The 19,134-nt window shown below is 30.3% G+C and carries 10 protein-coding genes; all 10 read right to left on the bottom strand.

Features of this window, described 5'->3' with window-relative positions; genetic code table 4:
* Window positions 1-13 precede the first annotated feature (13 nt).
* On the bottom strand, window positions 14-2,611 hold the full coding sequence (locus JV175_RS04300) for a type I restriction-modification system subunit M (RefSeq protein ID WP_205498481.1): 2,598 nt from the start codon (window positions 2,609-2,611) through the stop codon (window positions 14-16).
* A gap of 191 nt (window positions 2,612-2,802) precedes the next feature.
* Window positions 2,803-7,164 (bottom strand): DNA-directed RNA polymerase subunit beta', encoded by a 4,362-nt coding sequence (locus JV175_RS04295; RefSeq protein ID WP_205498479.1) that lies wholly within the window; start codon window positions 7,162-7,164, stop codon window positions 2,803-2,805.
* Window positions 7,164-10,763 (bottom strand): DNA-directed RNA polymerase subunit beta, encoded by a 3,600-nt coding sequence (rpoB, locus tag JV175_RS01125; protein WP_205498478.1) that lies wholly within the window; start codon window positions 10,761-10,763, stop codon window positions 7,164-7,166. Before rpoB ends, JV175_RS04295 begins: the two co-directional genes overlap by 1 nt.
* Before the next feature lie 204 nt (window positions 10,764-10,967).
* On the bottom strand, window positions 10,968-11,339 hold the full coding sequence (gene rplL / locus JV175_RS01120; RefSeq protein ID WP_205498476.1) for a 50S ribosomal protein L7/L12: 372 nt from the start codon (window positions 11,337-11,339) through the stop codon (window positions 10,968-10,970).
* 9 nt (window positions 11,340-11,348) lie between these two features.
* Window positions 11,349-11,846, bottom strand: a complete 498-nt coding sequence (gene rplJ / locus JV175_RS01115) for a 50S ribosomal protein L10 (protein ID WP_205498474.1) — start codon at window positions 11,844-11,846, stop codon at window positions 11,349-11,351.
* A 191-nt stretch (window positions 11,847-12,037) separates the two neighbouring features.
* Window positions 12,038-12,955 carry a DHH family phosphoesterase gene (locus tag JV175_RS04290; protein WP_205498472.1) on the bottom strand — a complete coding sequence of 306 codons (918 nt, stop codon included), beginning with the start codon at window positions 12,953-12,955 and terminating at the stop codon, window positions 12,038-12,040.
* Window positions 12,948-15,086 (bottom strand): PhnE/PtxC family ABC transporter permease, encoded by a 2,139-nt coding sequence (locus JV175_RS04285; protein ID WP_205498470.1) that lies wholly within the window; start codon window positions 15,084-15,086, stop codon window positions 12,948-12,950. The genes JV175_RS04290 and JV175_RS04285 overlap by 8 nt, the downstream gene beginning before the upstream one ends.
* On the bottom strand, window positions 15,073-15,957 hold the full coding sequence (phnC, locus tag JV175_RS01100; RefSeq protein ID WP_308699414.1) for a phosphonate ABC transporter ATP-binding protein: 885 nt from the start codon (window positions 15,955-15,957) through the stop codon (window positions 15,073-15,075). The genes JV175_RS04285 and phnC overlap by 14 nt, the downstream gene beginning before the upstream one ends.
* Before the next feature lie 5 nt (window positions 15,958-15,962).
* Window positions 15,963-17,279, bottom strand: coding sequence for a substrate-binding domain-containing protein (locus tag JV175_RS01095; RefSeq protein ID WP_205498468.1), 1,317 nt, complete (start codon window positions 17,277-17,279; stop codon window positions 15,963-15,965).
* Between the two features lie 291 nt (window positions 17,280-17,570).
* The gene (locus JV175_RS01090; protein WP_205498466.1) at window positions 17,571-19,127 is read right to left on the bottom strand and encodes an alpha-amylase family glycosyl hydrolase; all 1,557 of its coding nucleotides are present in this window, start codon (window positions 19,125-19,127) and stop codon (window positions 17,571-17,573) included.
* Window positions 19,128-19,134 lie beyond the last annotated feature (7 nt).

Genomic DNA, 19,134 nt, shown 5'->3' with positions numbered 1-19,134 from the left:
TTTCCTTTATAAATTATTTTTTACCCAATAATAATGATTTAAATTCTTGTAGGCCTTTAATATCATATTCGTCACCTTGTAGTTCATCAATCATATCAGCTAGTTCTTTTTCAACTTTATTAATTTCATTATTAATATCTAATAAAGTTTCACTATATTTTTCATGTAATGTTGTTAAATCTAAAACTAATGTATTGATGATTTTTTGTGGTAATTTGTTTAGGTTGTCAATAATTGAATTAATTCATTTTTTGTTTAATAAAATTTTAATTTCTTCATTATTTAATGATTGAAGCTTTTGTTCAGAAAGTGTTTTAAGTTCTTTTTCAAGATTTAAAATTTCTTTTTTAGAATCTGAAAAAATTTTATTATTTTCATTAACTTGTATTAATTTGTCAATAAATTCTTCACTTTCTTTTTCGTGTTTTAAGAATTTAATTGTGCTATCAATTTTTTTAAAATCAATTTTGTTTTTTTCTGAATCATAAATATCTGAAATTAATTCAATTTCATCTTCGTTTAATTCTTCACTAAATTGCTTAATATTATTTTCAGCTTCTTCCTTGTCGTTATTTAGTTGTTCTAGTTTGTTACTTTGATCAGCAAAAAAAGTTTTTTTAACAAGGTCTAAAGGAAGAATTTTTCCTTCACGACCAATAATTTCTTCAGTTTGCTTACCATTTGTTTTTTTGTTTGAAAGTTTTGTTATATCAACTAAAGCAGTAATTTGCTCTTTTCCTTCAGTACGGATAATTTCAAAATCATTTTGAATCATTTTTCATGTTTCACTAAAAATTTGGTATGCTTGATAGCCATCAACAATTGAATAAGGTTTTAAAGCGCCAAGAATTAATTTTGTAATATTTTCTTCTTGTGTCTCGTATTGAACAGTGTCTAAATTTTGAATTAAAATTTCATCAAGTTCATGTGAAATATTTTGAAGAGATTCATTGAATTTAACTTTAAAATCATTAATTCCTTGGTTATTTGTAACAGATTCTTTGATATCTTCGTCTTTTAAGAAGCAATATTTGTTATCTTTAATATTGAATAAATCATCTTGTAATTTTGGAAAAGCTTCTCAATATTGATTTAATTCTTCTAATTCTTGTTTTGGGATTCCGCCAAAAACGGATGCATAAATATCTCAAGTTTCATTTTTGTCACTTGAATCAACATAACGTGAAATATTTAAATTGTATTCATTTTCACGGATTTCATCAATTGATACACGGCGTGAATATTTTTTAATTTCTAAACGGTTATTATATGTATCAATAATTTTCTTAGAATCACTAGCTCTTAAAACATTTTGTTTTTCAACTTTTGTGAACCCTTTTGAAGCATCAATAATTAAAACATCTTTATCTTTTTTATCTTGTTTTAAAATCATGATAATTGTTGGAATACTTGTTCCATAGAAAATATCCGCAGGCAACCCAATAATTGCATCAATTTTTTGATTTTCGATTAATTTTTGACGAATTTTTGCTTCTTCATTACCGCGGAATAAAACTCCGTGCGGTAAAACAATCGCCATAATACCATCAGTTTTTAAGTGGTATAAATCATGTAATAAGAAAGCGAAATCAGCTTTAGAATTAGGAGCTAAACCGTAGTCAGTATAACGTGGATCATCTTTAAAGTTTTCTGATTCTCATTTTAATGAATAAGGTGGGTTAGAAACAACAGCATCTAAACGTAATCTTCTTTCGACATCAGTTGAGTGTCTTTTGTCAATAACTGGTCAGTCTTCTTTTAAAGTATCCCCATTTCTCACTTGGATTTTATTATGTTCAATTCCTCGCATCAATAAGTTCATTCTTGTTAAGTTATAGGTATTCTTTTTAATTTCTTGAGCATAGTAACTAATACTTGGATTCTTAATATTTGAGTATTTTTTAATTGATTTACCAATAGTAATTAATAATGAACCACTACCACTGGTAGGGTCATAGATTTCAATTTCTTCACGATCTTTTAAGTGATTTGCAATTATTTCACTCATTACTTCACTAACTTCGTGTGGTGTATAGAATTCTCCGGCTTTTTTTCCAGCATTAGCTGCAAATTTAGAAATTAAATCTTCGTAAATATACCCTAAAACATCATAACTGGTTTTTCCATCTGTAGGAATATCTTTGATTAAATAGATTAATTCTTTAATTGCATTACTTTTTGAGGCTTGATCATTACCTAATTTTGAGATTCCAGTTTCAAAAACTTCAAAGATTCCTTTAAAGTTTGATTCATATTTTTCATTTCCACGGAATGAATCATTAAAAGCGCTAACCCCTTCAGTTAGTCAACTTAGTTTAAATTCATCAATTCTTTCCACTCAGGTTGAAAATAAATAATCATAATCAATTAAATATCCCAATTCATTTAAAAGTTGTTTCTTGGTATCTTCATCTAAATCTTTAACAACAAAGTTTTTAATTTCATCATCTGTGTAAAAACTATCTTCTAAAGTTTTTATCATTTTATCTGATAAAAATTTATAGAAAATTAAACCTAAAATATAATCTTTGTATTCACTTGCTTCCAAACCATTTGAACGCATTTTATTTGCTGATTCTCATATTGTTGCTGCTAATTTTGTTTTTTCCATGCTTTTTTTCCTTACTGTTTTTAAGATAATTATTAATTTATTAATAATTTATATATAAATTTTACCAAAACAAAGCAAATAATTATGATAAGGATTCAGCTAATGTAAATATTTAGTCAAGTATTTACATTAAAAAAATAATTGAATCAAAAGTTAAAATAAAAATCCACTGATTAGTGGATTTTAAATTATTATTCTTCGTCTGAATAATTATCTGAATCATCAAAGTCTTCGAATTCAACTTCTTCTGTAAATGAATGATTATTTATTTCACTTAGTTCTGTTTCGATGTCTTCGTTAATTTCTGAATCTAATTCAAGACTTTCTTCATCATTAAAGTCTTTTGCAAAATAGCTACCAAATGATTTAATATCATATTTTGAACTTTCTTCAATTGGGAAGAAGTTTGTTCCTGCTGGAATTTTTTTACCAACAATAATATTTTCTTTTAATCCTTCTAGTGGATCAACTTGGTTAGAAATTGCAGCATGAACTAAAATTTTGGTTGTTTCTTGATATGAAGCAGCAGCTAGGAATGAATCACTTAGAAGAGGTGTTTGTTTTGCCCCTTTGATGATTACTTTTCCAAATGCTGGACGTTTACCTTGACTTAAAAGTTTACCGCACTCATCTTGGTATTCAAAAATATCAACAAGTGCTCCGGCAAAGAATTTTGAGTCTCCTGGTTCATAAATAATAACTTTTGACATCATTTGACGCACAATGATTTCGATATATTTATCACTAATTGCAATCCCTTGTGAACGGTAAATTCTTTGGATTTCTTTTAGCAAGTAGTTTTGAACCGCGTGTGCATCAGCAACATTTAGAAGTTCTTTTAGAATAATAGGACCTTCTGAAAGCTTTTGACCAATACGAACTTGATCTCCGATTTTAACACGAAGTTTTTTCTTAGTTTCAACATATTTTGTATGGATGTATTCTTTTTTGTCTGAATCTAAAGTAGAAATCTTGATTAAGTATTTTCCTTCTTCATCAGCTTGTTCCACGATATCAACAACCTCTCCTTTAACTTCGGAAATAGCTGCTGGTGTTCCTCATGGTTGTTCATAGGCATCGATTAGCTCGATTAGACGGGTAAACCCACCGGTAATATCTTCAACCCCGGCAACCCCTCCAGAGTGGAAGGTACGCATGGTTAGCTGTGTTCCTGGTTCCCCGATTGATTGAGCAGCAATAATTCCTACTGCTTCCCCAATATTAACTAGTCTATTTGTTGCTAAGTCTTTACCGAAACAGTACTTACATACCCCATTACGTGTATTACATCCAAAAATTGATCTAATTTCAACTTCTTTAATTCCTGCAAATTGTAATTTTTTAACTTTATCAGGAGTAATTAATTCATTTTTATGAAGAATGTAGTTTCCATTTTTATCTAAAATATCTTGGTTTGAGAAACGCCCTTCAACACGATCAAGCATTGAAACAATAACAGCACCAGTCTTTGTATCTTGAATATCTTTAATTACGAATCCATAATCTGAACCACAGTTATCTTCTTTAACAACAATATTTTGTGCAACATCAACTAAACGACGTGTTAGATATCCTGATTTTGCAGTGTTAAGCGCAGTATCGGTTAGACCTTTACGAGCCCCGTGGGTTGATGAATAGAATTCATAAGCGGTTAGACCTTCAAGGAATGAAGATTTAACGGGAACTTCAACAGTTGAACGAACAACACGGTCATTTTTAGCATCGGCTTTAAGGGTTTTGGTGTTGTTTGCCATCAATCCCCTCATCCCTGCTAATTGAACGTAGTTATTAATTGTTCCCCGAGCCCCTGAATCAATCATCATGATAACTGGGTTTGAAGTGTTATTAGCAATAACTTTTCTAAGTTCATCTTGGATTTTTTCTTTAACATCAGTTCATTTTTTAATAGTTAGATTATAACGATCATCATCAGTTAATTCTCCATCAGAGTAGAATTGTTTTAAATCATTGATATATTTATCACCTTCAGAAATGTATTCATTTTTCTTATCGGTTCCAATAATATCACTAATAGCAATACTAATTCCACTTTGGGTTGAATATTTAAATCCAAGTTCTTTAATTTTATCTAGAATTGAAGCAACGATGTTTGTGTATCTGAATCAAACATTGTCAAGAATTTTAGCCTTTTCAGCATGTGTTAAGAAAATTTCATTACGGAAATCTTCGTTGATTTTTACTAAATCAACTGTTTTTTCATATTCCTCTTGAGTAAATTCTGCTAATTGTTCAGCATGTAAATTACTGATTTTATCTTTTTTATAGTCACGTAATTGAATGTATTTTTCAAGTGTGTTTTTGTAGTTTTCACTTGAAACTTGGTCGATTACACTTGCAATATCTTTAATTGATACAACAGAAACATATCTGTCAAATACATTACGAACAATTTTAGCAATGTTTTTCTTAGTAAATGCTTTTTGAATTGGTAATTGATATTGAATGTAATTTGTAATATCTCTACCTTTTGTCAGCACAAATTCACGTGTTTCTTTGTGAATTTCTTCATCTGTTCTACCCATATCTGCTTTGTGAATGAATGGGAATGAGCGTGGGAATACTGAGTTAAAGATAAATTTACCTACTGAAGAAATAATATATTTGTCATCTCCATTGTAGAAGTTTGAATCTTTATCTTTAATTGCATTGATTGGCATTGCTACACGAGCATGTAAATCAACTCTTTTTTCTTCATATGCACGCATCATGTGATTAAAGTCTTTAAACACTCTACCTTCACCTTTAGCACCTATTTTTTCAAGAGTTAGGTAGTAAAGACCAAGAATCATATCTTGTGAAGGGTTAATGATTGGTTCTCCGTCTTTTGGACCAAGAATATTTTTATTTGCAAGCATTAATTCACGAGCTTCCAATAAAGCCTCATCAGAAACTGGAACGTGAACGGCCATTTGGTCCCCATCGAAGTCAGCGTTAAACGCGGTACATACTAATGGGTGTAATCTAATAGCTTTCCCCCGCACTAACACAGGTTCAAAAGCTTGGATACTTAGACGGTGAAGGGTTGGAGCACGGTTAAGTAGCACCAATCTTCCTTGAATAACTTCAGCAATATGAGGTCAAATTACTGGGTTTTGATCTTCAATCATTTTTTTAGCTTGTTTAATGGTTGAAGCGATTTCTTTTTCAATTAAAACATTGATAATTCATGGTTCAAATAATTTTGCAGCCATTTCACGTGGAATTCCACATTGGTGCATTTTTAAGCTTGGACCAACAACGATAACACTACGACCTGAGTAGTCAACACGTTTTCCAAGTAAGTTTTGTCTAAAACGACCTTTTTTACCAGTTAAGGCATCACTAATTGATTTAAATGGACGTGAGTCTTTTGAAAGTACTGGACTTGGTGAACGACGAGCATTATCAATTAAAGCATCGACCGCTTCTTGAATCATACGTAATTCGTTTTGAATAATTAAGTTTGGAGCATTTTTTTCAATTCATTGTTTTAGACGGTTATTTCTAATAATGATACGACGATATAGTTCGTTAATATCACTAGTTGAGTGACGTCCTCCATCTAATTGAATTAAAGGACGAAGATCAACAGGAATAACAGGTAAGTTTTGAATTAGCATTGCTGTTGGATCTTGACCACTTTCTAAAAATGCATTAATTACTTGTAGACGTTTATAAAGTTTTTCACGGTTTGTTTTTTGTGTAGAAGAAACAACACCAGTTGAATATTCTTCTTCGTTAATTGCTTTAATTTCGTTTTCTACATATTTTTGTTCTCCAACAAGATCAACATTTTCAAGTAAATATTGAATTGCTTTTGAACCAGTTCCTATTTTTGCATCTGAATATTCTTCAATAATCTCATTAAATTCGTAGAAATCGATTCCGTAGTCTTGACCAATCTTTGATTCAGCTTTTTCAGTTAAATTGTTAATTGCTTCATCAATATCTTCTCTTTCGAAAGTTCCTTCTTGGTATTTAGTAGAAATTTCTAATAAAGCTTCACGATAGATTGGTCCTGCATTGTTAACATCAATAACTAAGTTTTTAGGTAGCGCTTTAATTCCACCTGATTCTAAAACTATGTGTGATTTGTAGTAAATGATGTTTTCAAAATCAAGTCTTTTTACGTATTCATTACTTCTTCCTTCAATTTTTAGACCTAAAAGTTTAGCTAAAATTGAGTGGTCGACTTTATAGTATCAGAAGTGTACAACGGGAGCGTTTAATTTAATGTGCCCCATGTGGTTACGACGTGCGATTTTTGGTAAAATAACTGATTTTTCTTCTAAACAAAGATCAGTTTTAGTACAGTTTTGATTTTCATTAATTTTTTTGTATTTAGTTCCACAAATTGGACAACGATAATCAATCATTGGTCCAAAAATTAATTCATCAAAAAGACCATATCTTTCTGGTTTATAACTTTTATAGTTAATTGTTTCAGGTTTTGTTACTTCACCGTGACTTCATTTTAAAACATCTTCACTAGTAGCAAGAGCTAGTGAAATATTTGTGATTTTGTCTTCTTTATGGTTTTGAGGTTTAAGCATTATCAATTTTCTCCTTGCTCTTGAATATTTTCAAATTCTCCAACGTGATCTTCATGACGATCTTTTTCATCGACTGTCATTTTGATTCCTAATCCTCTTAGTTCGTATGAAAGAACGCTAAATGATTCTGGTGTTCCTGGTTGTGGTAATTTTGTTCCGGTTGCTAAAGCGTTGTACAAGTGGTTACGACCTATAATATTATCTGATTTGTATGTTAGTAATTCTTGTAGCACATTTGTTGCTCCATAAGATTCAATAGCTCATGTTTCCATTTCTCCAAATCTTTGTCCCCCATTTTGAGATTTTCCCCCTAATGGTTGTTGAGTAATTAATGAGTATGGACCAACACTACGAGCATGCATCTTATCATCAACCATGTGGTAAAGTTTTAGATAGTACATGATTCCGACTGAAATTGGATTATCGAATGGTTCTCCTGTTTGAGCACTATAAACTGTCATTTTCCCTGATTTATCCAATCCTGCTTCTTCTTGGATTTCTTGAATTTGTTTATAACTAATTCCATCAAATACTGGTGAAACAAATTTAGTATTTAATTTTTTAGCAGCTAAACCTAGGTGAAGCTCAAGAACTTGACCGATATTCATCCGTGATGGAACCCCTTGTGGATTTAATAAAATGTCAAGTGGTGTACCATCTTCTAAATATGGCATTTCTTCTTCAGGTAAAACGATTGAAACAACCCCTTTGTTTCCATGACGTCCGGCCATTTTATCCCCAACTTTAATTTTTCTTTTTTGGGCTATTGAAACTTTAACGATTCTTTCAATTCCATCTTCTAATGTGTCACCATTTTCACGACTTAAAACATCAACAGCAACAACAGTTCCAGCATGTCCGTGTTTTACTTTTAGAGAAGTATCTTTGTGTGTAGAAGCTTTTTGACCGAAAATTGCAGCCATTAATTTTTCTTCTGGGCTTGGGTTTTCTTCAGCTTTTGGTGAAATACGTCCAACTAAAATATCCCCAGCACTAACTTCAGAACCAACTCTTACAATTCCTTGTTCAGTTAAGAAACGTTTTGAACGATTTGATACGTTTGGAATGTCACTTGTTAAAATGTCATCACCAGCTTTAGAACGGCGGAATAAAATTGTTTGTTCTTCAATATGGATTGATGTATAAATATCATCTTTAACTAATCTTTCATTTAAGATAACGGCATCTTCATAGTTGTATCCGTTTCAAGTTGTAAATCCGACTAAAACGTTTTTACCTAAAGCTAATTCTCCGTTATTCATACTTGGACCGTCAGTTAATAAGTCACCAACTTCGATTTTTTGTCCAACTTTAACAATTGGTCTTTGGTGAATTACAGTACCTTGGTTTGATTTTTCGAATGTTTTTAGTTTAAATTCGTGTGGTTTTTTGTCTTTTTCACCTTTAATTAAGATTTTTGAAGCATCAACATAAACAACTTCTCCAGCTTTATCTGAAGTGATGTTTGCAGCTGAATAACGCGCTATATCCGCTTCAACTCCAGTCGCAACAAAAGGAGCTTCTGGTTTTATTAAAGGAACAGCTTGACGTTGCATGTTTGATCCCATCAGTGCCCGGTTAGCATCATCGTTTTCAAGGAATGGGATTGCACTAGCGGCAATCGAAGTCATTTGGCGTGAACTTACCCCTAGGTAGTCCACTTCTTCTTTGTTTACTTCGATATAGTCATTGTTTTTACGAACAACAACACGATCATCCAAGATTTGCCCATCATCAGAAATATTGATTGATGATTGTGCGAATGTGTAGTTAATTTCTTCAATGGCTGTTAAATATTTAACATTATTAAAATCAACAACACCATTATTTACTTTAAAGTATGGAGTTTGGATGAAACCATATTCATCGATTTTTGCATATGAAGCCATATTTAAAATCAATCCGATGTTTGGTCCTTCAGGTGTTTCGATAGGACAAATTCTTCCGTAGTGAGTTGAGTGAACGTCACGAACTTCGAATTGCGCTGTATCACGGTTTAGTCCTCTAGGCCCTAAACTTGTTACACGACGTTTATTTGAAATTTCTCCAAGTGGGTTAACTTGATCCATAAATTGTGATAATTTAGATGAGTTGAAGAATGATTTCATTTGGTTATAAATTGGTTTATTGTTTGTAACGTTTTTAGCAGTAATTTTTTCAGTTTCTTTTCCTGAAATTTTTTCTCTTGTTACTTTTTCTAATTTTAATAAACCAATTCTGAATTGATTTTGTAATAATTCTCCGATTGTAACAATTCTTTTGTTTGTTAATGAATCGGGATCATCATCAGTACCGATTCCTTCTAATAAGTTAAAGTAGTAAGAAATTGCAGCAATAATGTCAGGAATGATTAAGTGTTTTTCAGTAGCACTTTGATCGTTTCCGATGACAAGAATTGGGTTTTCATCATTTTCTTTAGCTTTTTCGTTTGGTCAAATATAAACTTCTGAAACATATAGACGTGTGTATAAATCTTTATTTGCAGGAACTTTTAATTGGTTTGCATAAACATCTTCAGTAATTTCAGGAATTCTTGTTAATGAAATCTTTTTGTTTTTGAAGTCTTCATTGATTTGTAAAGCTAATTCAGGTGTAATGAATAAACCTTTTTCATATAAAATTTCAACTTCACCATCTTCATTTTCAACCGAGTATAAATCACGAGCTAAAAATGTATTTGAAATCCGGTCAATAACATTTAGTTTACGGTTTAAAGTAAAACGTCCTGTTCTTGTTAAGTCATAACGTTTTTCGTTGAATAAAATGTTAGGAATTAAGTTCTTAACACTTTCGTCAGTCATTCTGTCTCCACGACGAATGATTCTATATAGAGATTCTTGAGCAATTTTCATTGCCATTTCTCTATCATCTTCTTTAATTTTGTCTTTTCTTAGTGTTTCTTGCAACACGGGGTGATTACCGAATAATTGAGTTATTCCCGATTCATTCAATCCTAATGCTTTCAAGAATTGAGTTAAGTAAAGTCCTTTGTTTTTGTCAATTTTAATTTTTACAGAGTCAACGCTTTGTCCGGTTACTTTATGACTGATTTCTAATCATGATCCAATTTGTGGAATGATTTCTACTTTGTTAAATAAGTCGTTAGCTTGTTTATTTCTAACTCCTACCCCGTAGTAAGCACCAGTTGAACGAATTAATTGACTAACAATAACTTTTTCTGAACCATTAATAACGAATGTTCCACCATGTGTCATGATTGGAATTTCCCCAAAAACAACTTCATAATCAGCTGTTTCACCAGTTGATGTATTTGTTTGACGTAAGGTTGCTTTTAGTTTTCCAACATATGATGAACCTTTTTGTTTAGCAATTTTGATTGAGTCAAATTCAGTCATGTCAGGAAGTTCAAAAACTTTTGAATTTGGTTTATATTCAATTTTAATTTTGTTTGGAACTTCAATTGGATAAACTGAGTTTAATTCTTCTTCAATCCCTTCATCTAAAAATTGCGCTATTGATTTTCTTTGTAATTCTAAAAAATCGGGAGTTGAGAACATTTTGGGTGATTTAGAATAATCACGTCTTGTTGTTATTGGTCCAAATTTTCTTTCAATATATTTTTTTCTTGTGTTTTCCATAAAATTCACTCCGTGTTTTTAAAAATATTTTGATAATTTGATAAATAAATTATGAAATTTATCTTTTGTATTTTGTTTGTATTGTATTGTTTGTATTCAGTTTTTAAAAGCCTTTTTTAATGTAAAAATTACATTTAAAAAAGGCTCTATATAAACAACAAAAATGGCTTAGAGCCATTTAGTTGTATTTATGTTGTTATGAAATTAGTCGATTGTAACTTCTGCACCGGCTGCTGAAAGTTTTGCTTTGATGTCTTCAGCTTCTTCTTTTTTAACACCTTCTTTAACAACAACTGGAGCTGATTCAACCATTTTTTTAGCGTCCATTAGCCCTAATCCTGTTGCTTCTTTAACAGCTTTAATAACGTTAACTTTGTTATCTCCTGCTGATTTTAGTGTTACATTGAATTCTGTTTTTTCTTCAGCTGCTGCTGCTGGAGCTGCTGCTGCTGCAACTGCTACGGCACTTGGGTCAATTCCGAATTCTTCTTTTAGACCTTCAACAAGTTCCATAACTTCTTTAATGTTCATTTCTTTTAATGATGAAATAAATTCTTCTTTTGTTAATTTTGCCATTATTTTTACCTATCCTTGTATTTTGTTTTCTTTAACTAGCATATCTAGACCAATTGATAATTGTCTCAATGGTGCAAGTAGTGAACTTCCAAGTGTCATCAATGCTTCTTCATATGTAGGAAGTGAAGCAACTACTGCTACTTCTTGAGCATCGATTACACGATTTTCATAAATTCCAGCTACAACTTCAAGTTGTTGGAATTTTTTAGCGAAATTTGAAGCAACTTTAGCAGCTTGCATATCATCTGCATTTGAAAATAAGTAGATGTTTGCGCCAACTAAGTGATCGTTCAATTCTTCGTATCCTAAAGCTGTGGCAGCGTGTTTGAATAATCTGTTTTTGTAAACTTTAACGCTTACTCCGTTAGCTTTAGCTTCTTTTCTTAGTTCTTGTAGTTGATCAACGTTTAAACCTTGATATTTAGCAACAACAAGAGCTTGAGAATTTTTAAGAGCTTCAGTAATTTCATTAACTACTAAAACTTTAGCATCTCTTAAATCGCTCATTTTGTCTCCTTTTTTAGATTTGGATACAATACATTTAGAACTTATACTCGATAACAAATTAAGCATACGCAGTTATTGTCTTCATATATTGCATATTTATTCTACCATAAAAGTTTTTTTTGTCAATTTTATTGTTAGATTATTTGCTTAAAAAAAACAAAAACCACAAAATGTGGTATTTTTGTTAAAAATTAATATTTTTTATTGATAAAATCAAGGATTTTTGGCAGTTCATTTAATTTTTTAATGATAAATCCACTTGAGTTTTTGTGACCACCGCCCCCAAAGTGAAACGCAACCCTAGAAACATCAAAACTGTTTTTAGAACGAATTTCACAGCGGTAATCACCTTGACTACGTTTTAAAATAGCTAACGAAACCTCTGTATTAACTAAACGAGTAAAAGCCGCAACCAAGGGTCTTGCAATATCATTAGTAACAATATTTTTAGAAATAATATATGTGACAATACCTTTTGTTTTTCGTTTTTTGCACGCATTGAAAATAAATGTATTTTCTTCATTAGTTAAAGCAATATTTTTTAATAAAAGTGAATAGTCAAGTCCTTGACTTAACAAAAAGCTAAAGCAATCAAATGTTTGTGCAGAAATATTGCGTTCTTGAAAGAATTCGGTATCAGTAATTATCGCACTGGCAAGAGCTTGTAAAATTTTTTGGTTGGTTTTTAACCCTAGTGCTTGAACCATTAAAGTAATAAGTTGCCCAGTTGCAGGCCAGTGATCACCACCAATTTCAAAAAGTCATTCATTTTCTTCCGGGTGATGATCAATTTTTAATGAGTCTTTTGTAATAACACGTTGGTCATAGATTCGTAATTTTGTTGAAGTATCAACAACAACTTTTAGTGAATTATTGAAAAAATCATCACCAACTAATTGTTGATCTTGATCAAGTAAAAACAATAAATTTCGTGGATAATCCATTCCTGAAACCAGTACTTGCTTATTATTTGTATTTAATAAAATCAATTCCTTGAGTGCAAAAGCACTACCTATTGTGTCTCCATCAGGTTCAACATGAGTACAAAGAGTGATTTTTTGAGCTTTTTGGATATAATCTCAAAATTTTTGAAATTTTTCATTAAGCATTTAGTCCATCCAATTTTTCAAAATATTTTCTTGTTGTTTTTAACATTGCTTTTTTTGATTTTTTCAAGATTTTGAAAACATTAACTTTATAGATTTTAATTAATTTTTTAAATTCGGCTCAAAATGCTTGACTTTGTAATTTTCGCAATTGTTGATAATGACTCTTCAATTGAGTGTAATAAATTTTAGCATTTTGTTTATTAGTTTGTTTGTGTTCTTTTAATGATTTGGAAGAATTTAAATATAGTTTCTTATGAAGCGCTAAAGCATTAACATATTGACAGTTTTTAAAACTATTTATATAGTTTAATTGCGGATAAACATAGCTGTTTGCAACAGCTTTTAATTTGACATATTCTCTTCATTTACGTACAAAGAAAAAGTTTTGTGAAAAGAAATAACCAGTCATTAATTTCTTACGGATAATATTTGAAATTTGTTCAAGAATTAATAACACAACAATAATAAAAATTAAATAACTTGAAAGCTTATCTCAGTTACGGATATCAGCTGAGTAAATAGCAATATTAAATCCGAATGGCGAAGCTCCAACAGCACCAATAACAACTGTTGTTTTAAAGTTAATTTCAACTCTATATAAAAAGTTAGAAATTGTTTGTGGCATGATCTGTTTAAATACACCGTATTTAATTTTGTGAAATCTTGAAACCCCAACAGAATCAAGTGATTGTAAAATCTTTGGATCAATTTTTTCAATTGAATCATTAATTAGTTTTCCGAGCATTCCTACTGAGTGAATTCCCAATGCTAAAGCACCTGCAAATGATTCAGAACCTTTAACAAGTAAAAGACATAAAAGCGCCATTGTAAAAGGTGGAATTGCCCGAATAATAATAATTATTAATTTAAATGGTAAACATAAGAATTTACCAACGATATTTTTCGAAGCTAATAAACCAAGGCATAATGCTAAAACCAATCCAATAACCGAAGAGACAATTGCAATAACAAAAGCAATTAAACCTTGAGATATAACGTTGTTTTCAGTTGCTAAACTGAATAAACTTCAGTCAGGAGTAAATAATAATTTAACTCCTTGTTTAAATAAAGCAAGTTTAACTTCATTAACTGAAGCTCACTCAATTTGAATTAGTGAATAAAGTATTAAAACAAAAGTAACAATACCAAGAATGATTTTTCAGTAATAATTTTTAGGTTTTTGAGTCTTTAACTCAGTAATTTGCGCATCAAGAGACTGAGTTTTATCAAGTTTTGCACTACGCGGTGTAAATTCTAAAATATATTTTTTAATGAAATAATTCATAAACTCCATGAATATCATGAAGATAATTAAAACTCATAACACGATTGAAAGGTGTGAAAAGTTATCGGGGGTTCCATAATCATCGATTAAAAGAGTACCAATTGTAGAAATTCCAACAATACTTAAAATTGCTGCAAAACGTACAACCATTTCGAATGAATAAAATCCATAAGAAATAATTCTTTTTAATAAGTACGGAAAAATCGCTTTTTTAAAAGCTAAATATTTGTTATTACCAATTGCTTGCATTGAGTAATAATTCGAAACATCATAAGTATCTAGATCTTCGTAAAGTCACTTGGTCATCAGTGAACTAACAAAGACTGCGACAGCTAGTGTTGCTGCAAGCGAAGGTGAAACAACAAAGTAAAAAATGTAAGCAATAACAATCGGTGGGATTGCTCTTACGATTGACATTAAAGCACGAAATGGATAATAAATATATGCTTTACGAATAACATTTTTTGAACTCAAAAGCGCAAGCGGAACTGAGATAACAACCCCTAAAAAAGTTCCACTTAATGAATAAATAATTGTTCTTCACAATAAATCCAATGAAGTTAAAAAAGTGTCCATTGGAGTGATTTCTTGATCACCAATTTGCGCATTAACTCCAACTTTAAAGAAGTTACCGATATAACTTCAAAAGTTAGATCATGAGTCAAAATTAGGTTTTAAAATGACTAGCATTACAATAAAAGCTATTGTCCCAAGAATCCAACCAAAAATTAATCTTCATGGGAATTTTTTTGTAACGCGTTGATTATCAATATCAATAAATTTAGGTTGAAAGTAACCTTTGAACTTATCAAAGCGATGACGTCACAGTTCACTAGATGTTTGCATTTTCTTTAAATTCCTTAATTTTTTGCATTACTTCAGCTTGAATAATTTCACGTTTTCGTTTTGTTTCTTTAAATTGTTCAACGTCAAATTGTTCAAGTTTTTCGCCATAAATGTTTTTTAGGACACTTAAATCAACATCATTACTGCTGCCATCAAAGACGATTTTACCTTCTTTAACACCAATAATTCTATCGGCATATTGTAAGGCTAAGTCAACATGGTGCAAGTTTGCTAAGACAGTGATTTTTTCAGATTTATTAACAAATAAAAAACCATCCATAACACTTTTTGCCATGATAGGATCTAAAGCCCCAACAGGCTCATCAGCAAGAATAATGTGAGGTTTTTGACACAATGTTCGTGCTAAAGCAACACGTTGCATCTGTCCACCACTTAAATCTTTGGCAAGGTCATAGGCATTTTCAAGAATGTTTACTTTCGCTAGTGATTGATATGCTAAATTAATATCTTCTTTTTTGTATAAACCAAAAAATGATCTTAATTTTGACATTTGTGGCAGACGTGCTGCCAAAACGTTTTGTAATACTGAAATGTTTTCAATTAGGTTATAACCTTGGAAAACAATTCCAATTTTGGTTCGAAATTTTCTTAAGTTTACTCCCTTTAAGTCGTTTACTTCAAAATCTCCAACTTTTAGACTTCCATTTGATATATCATTGATCTTATTTACTGTTTTTAAAAGAGTGGTCTTTCCGGCTCCGGAAAGACCAATGATAGCAACAAACTCGCCTTCTTTAATTGCTAAATTGATGTCTGTTAAAGCTTTCTTACCGTTAGGATAAGTTTTTTGAACATCATTTCAGACAATATCTCAATTTGAGTTATTGCTAATATTTAATTTTTGTTTCAAAACTTCTATTTAAGTGATTTGAATGATTTAAAACCAGTAAAGTGTTTTTGGAATCATTTTTCAGGATATGTATATGAAGCTGAAGAAGTTGTTGAAGTGTAACCATATTTAACGTATTTTTTAACATCGTCTCATTTTAATGTTCAATTTGAACCGTCTCTTTTCATTGCTTCAGTAATTAGTTTATAAATTTCTGAATCTTTACGTGCGTAAATATATGAACGGTAGTAACCAACTGTTGGTAAAGTTTCTGAACTTCCTTGTGCTACTGGAGTAATTGCATTGATTGCATCTAGTAATACTTGTGGTAAATTGTGTTCAGTAGTTGTTGGACGTTTGTCTTGTGTATCAGAAATATATAAAGCTTTTGCAGGTTCAACTTTTGAGTTGAATTCTGCATAGTGATTCATTGCATCAACTAAAACAGTTTCATGTGTTGTCGCATCAAGAGCTGGTTCAGAAACGTTTGTTACTGATTTGTAAGGATCAACTATTTGAACATTACGTCCAGCTTGTAGAATAAATGATGATTTTCCTGATTTTGTTGCTCATGTATCAACTGGTAGAAATGCTAGTTCTACTGTATTTGAACTTAGTTGTGTTGCTGCTGCATCATAGCTTGTTGATGTTTGAATTTTAATATTTGTAATTCCTTGGGTTTTGAAATATTGTGATAATTTAACTGTTGCTTTTGTAACGTTGGTTGGATCTGAAGAAGGAATAAATACAATATTAAATTCTTTTGCTCCAGGTTTTGTTTTAACAACACCATTTTCAATAACAAAGTATTCATTACCTTGTTCTGGTGTAACTTGGTATGCTTTTTTCTTGTCACCATTTACGTTGTAAGAAATGTTTGCATCTAAACCAACTTTTGAATATGAGTCGTGATTGTAAACACTAAATAATTGAACTTTTTTAGATTTTCCATCTTTTTGGATTTCAATTTTTAATGCTTCGTCGCCTGATTTAGCCTTTTTAATTGCATCGATTAGAAGAGTTTGAATTGCTTCGATGTCACCTTGTTTAAGAGTTGAACGAGCTTGAACCCCATCGTTTGAAATGAAGTCAGTTGCTCCAATAATTGCGATATCTTTTTTTGTGTCACCTTGAATTAAGTTTCTTGCATCTCCTCATGCACCTGCTAAAGTAACGTCTTTTGCTAAAAGTTTAGTCATTGTGTCAGAGTAACCTGCTGTTTTAACAATAACTTCCTTATTTGAATTTGTTTGTCCACATTGCGCTGCTACAAATGGTAACGCAACGATTGCACTTGATATACCTAAAACACTAAATAGTGCTAGTTTTGATTTTTTAGTCATTTTGCCCCTAATAAAAATAAATATTTAATAATATAATTTTTTGTATATCCGCAAATATACATGCCAGTAATTCTATAAAAAAAACAAAAAATTCAAAATAAAAAATGATTTTTTTTGATTATTTACAAGAAAAAATAACCATTTGGTTCATAAAAAAAACTGCATAAAAAACAGTTATTTTTTTTGATTATTTAAATGTTGTTACAAAAAAATTTTAGAGTATAATTATAGATACACACCCTAAAAAATAAATATTAAAAAATCTCTTCTTTTCGAAGAGGTTTTTTTGTTTTATACGTTTTTGTAAAGAATTAGACTTTCAAATGGATCAAGCTGTTTAGGTACTTGAGCATATTTTTTATTTGCATAAGTTGAATAAACAATTTCTAGTTTTGAATTCAGTAAAATATTTACAGGTTTAGGGCTAAGATTGATAACAAAAATCATTTTTTGATTACCAAATGTTCTTATAATTCTTAAAATATTTGGATTTAAAAAATTGCATTTTGTTCTAACTGATCCCTCACTTAAAAGTGCTTTATATTCAGCAATATTTGGAAGTTGTTTAGTAAAAAAGCGATAAGAATTTAAAACGGAATCACTATCACTGATTTCATCTCTTACATTAATTTGTTTAAAGTTTTCTGGTTTTAGAAAGTCAATATTTTGTTTTTGTGAAAAGCCGGCATTAAGTTCATTAGACCAAGTCATAATTGAATTAGTTGAAATTTCATTTTGATATTTCATTGATTCAAAAAATTTCTGAGGATTAATTTTTTTTGATTCAAGTCTGCGTTTAATTTCATTATATTCGGAAATTTTAAAATCGCTTGTAGTATTTATTTTAACTTTAAGCATTCCTAATTCATCACCATAATAAATTAATTTAGAATTTGAAGCAGCGAAGTTTAAAAGTGCTATCGATTTTGCAGATTCTTTCGAAAAACAAAATTCATCACCTCAACGAGAATTAATTCTTCCCACTTTATTTGAAGCTAGTGAAGTAATAAATTGGTGATAGTGGAAATATTTAGTAACATCTTTAAATAATTTAGCGGGTTTAAATTTTTTAATTAAATAATTTTCGTGATTTTTGTCTCTTCCAACAAATGCAAAACGATCAATTAAAATGTAGTCACAAATTGGTTCTGATAAATTTAAAGTTTTAAGAGCAAATTTTTTGTCAATAAAATTAGTTTTAATAATGAATTTAATATCACCATCAAATCTTTTTGTAATTAAATATAACTCTTTTAATTTTTGCATTAATTCAGATGAATAATTTTTGCCATTGTCCATTTTTAAAGACTCTACATTTTCTAAAACTATTGCTTTGCATCCAAGCTGTGCATAAAAGCGTAAGATTTTTTCGTAGTAACTAACAATGTTTGAATTTAAATCTAGCTTACTTTGTCTTTTGCTGTCGTGAAGTGTATATTTATCAAGTGATGAAAGTTTTATTTCTTCATTGTCATTATCAATTTGTTTGTTTGAATCATAAAAACGATGTGCTCTTTGATAATTAGCAAATGAAGTCTTGATTTTGTCGATTTCAATTGTTACACCTGTTTGTATGTTTTGTAATCCCAGTTTTGAAATCATTGACTTTAGTTCATAAAGCGAACCGTATTTTACGTGAATTTCATTTAATGAATTAAGTGATTGATAATAATCAAGAATATTATTAATTAAAAGAATATCAATTCCAAGGTGGGCAATATAATCGTCAATTTTAGAAATGACCCCATTATAATCACCATAACCTGATTTATTTGAATCTTTAAAAGTTGATGTGTTAATTTGATAAATAACGATTTTTTTATTTTTCTTATTTAAAAATGATTTCATTGTTATT

The sequence above is a fragment of the [Mycoplasma] gypis genome (assembly GCF_016924775.1).
GTDB lineage: Bacteria > Bacillota_I > Bacilli_A > Mycoplasmatales > Metamycoplasmataceae > Metamycoplasma > Metamycoplasma gypis.
The sequence above is the reverse complement of the archived record's forward strand: the minus strand, read 5'-3'. Positions and strand labels throughout refer to the sequence as shown.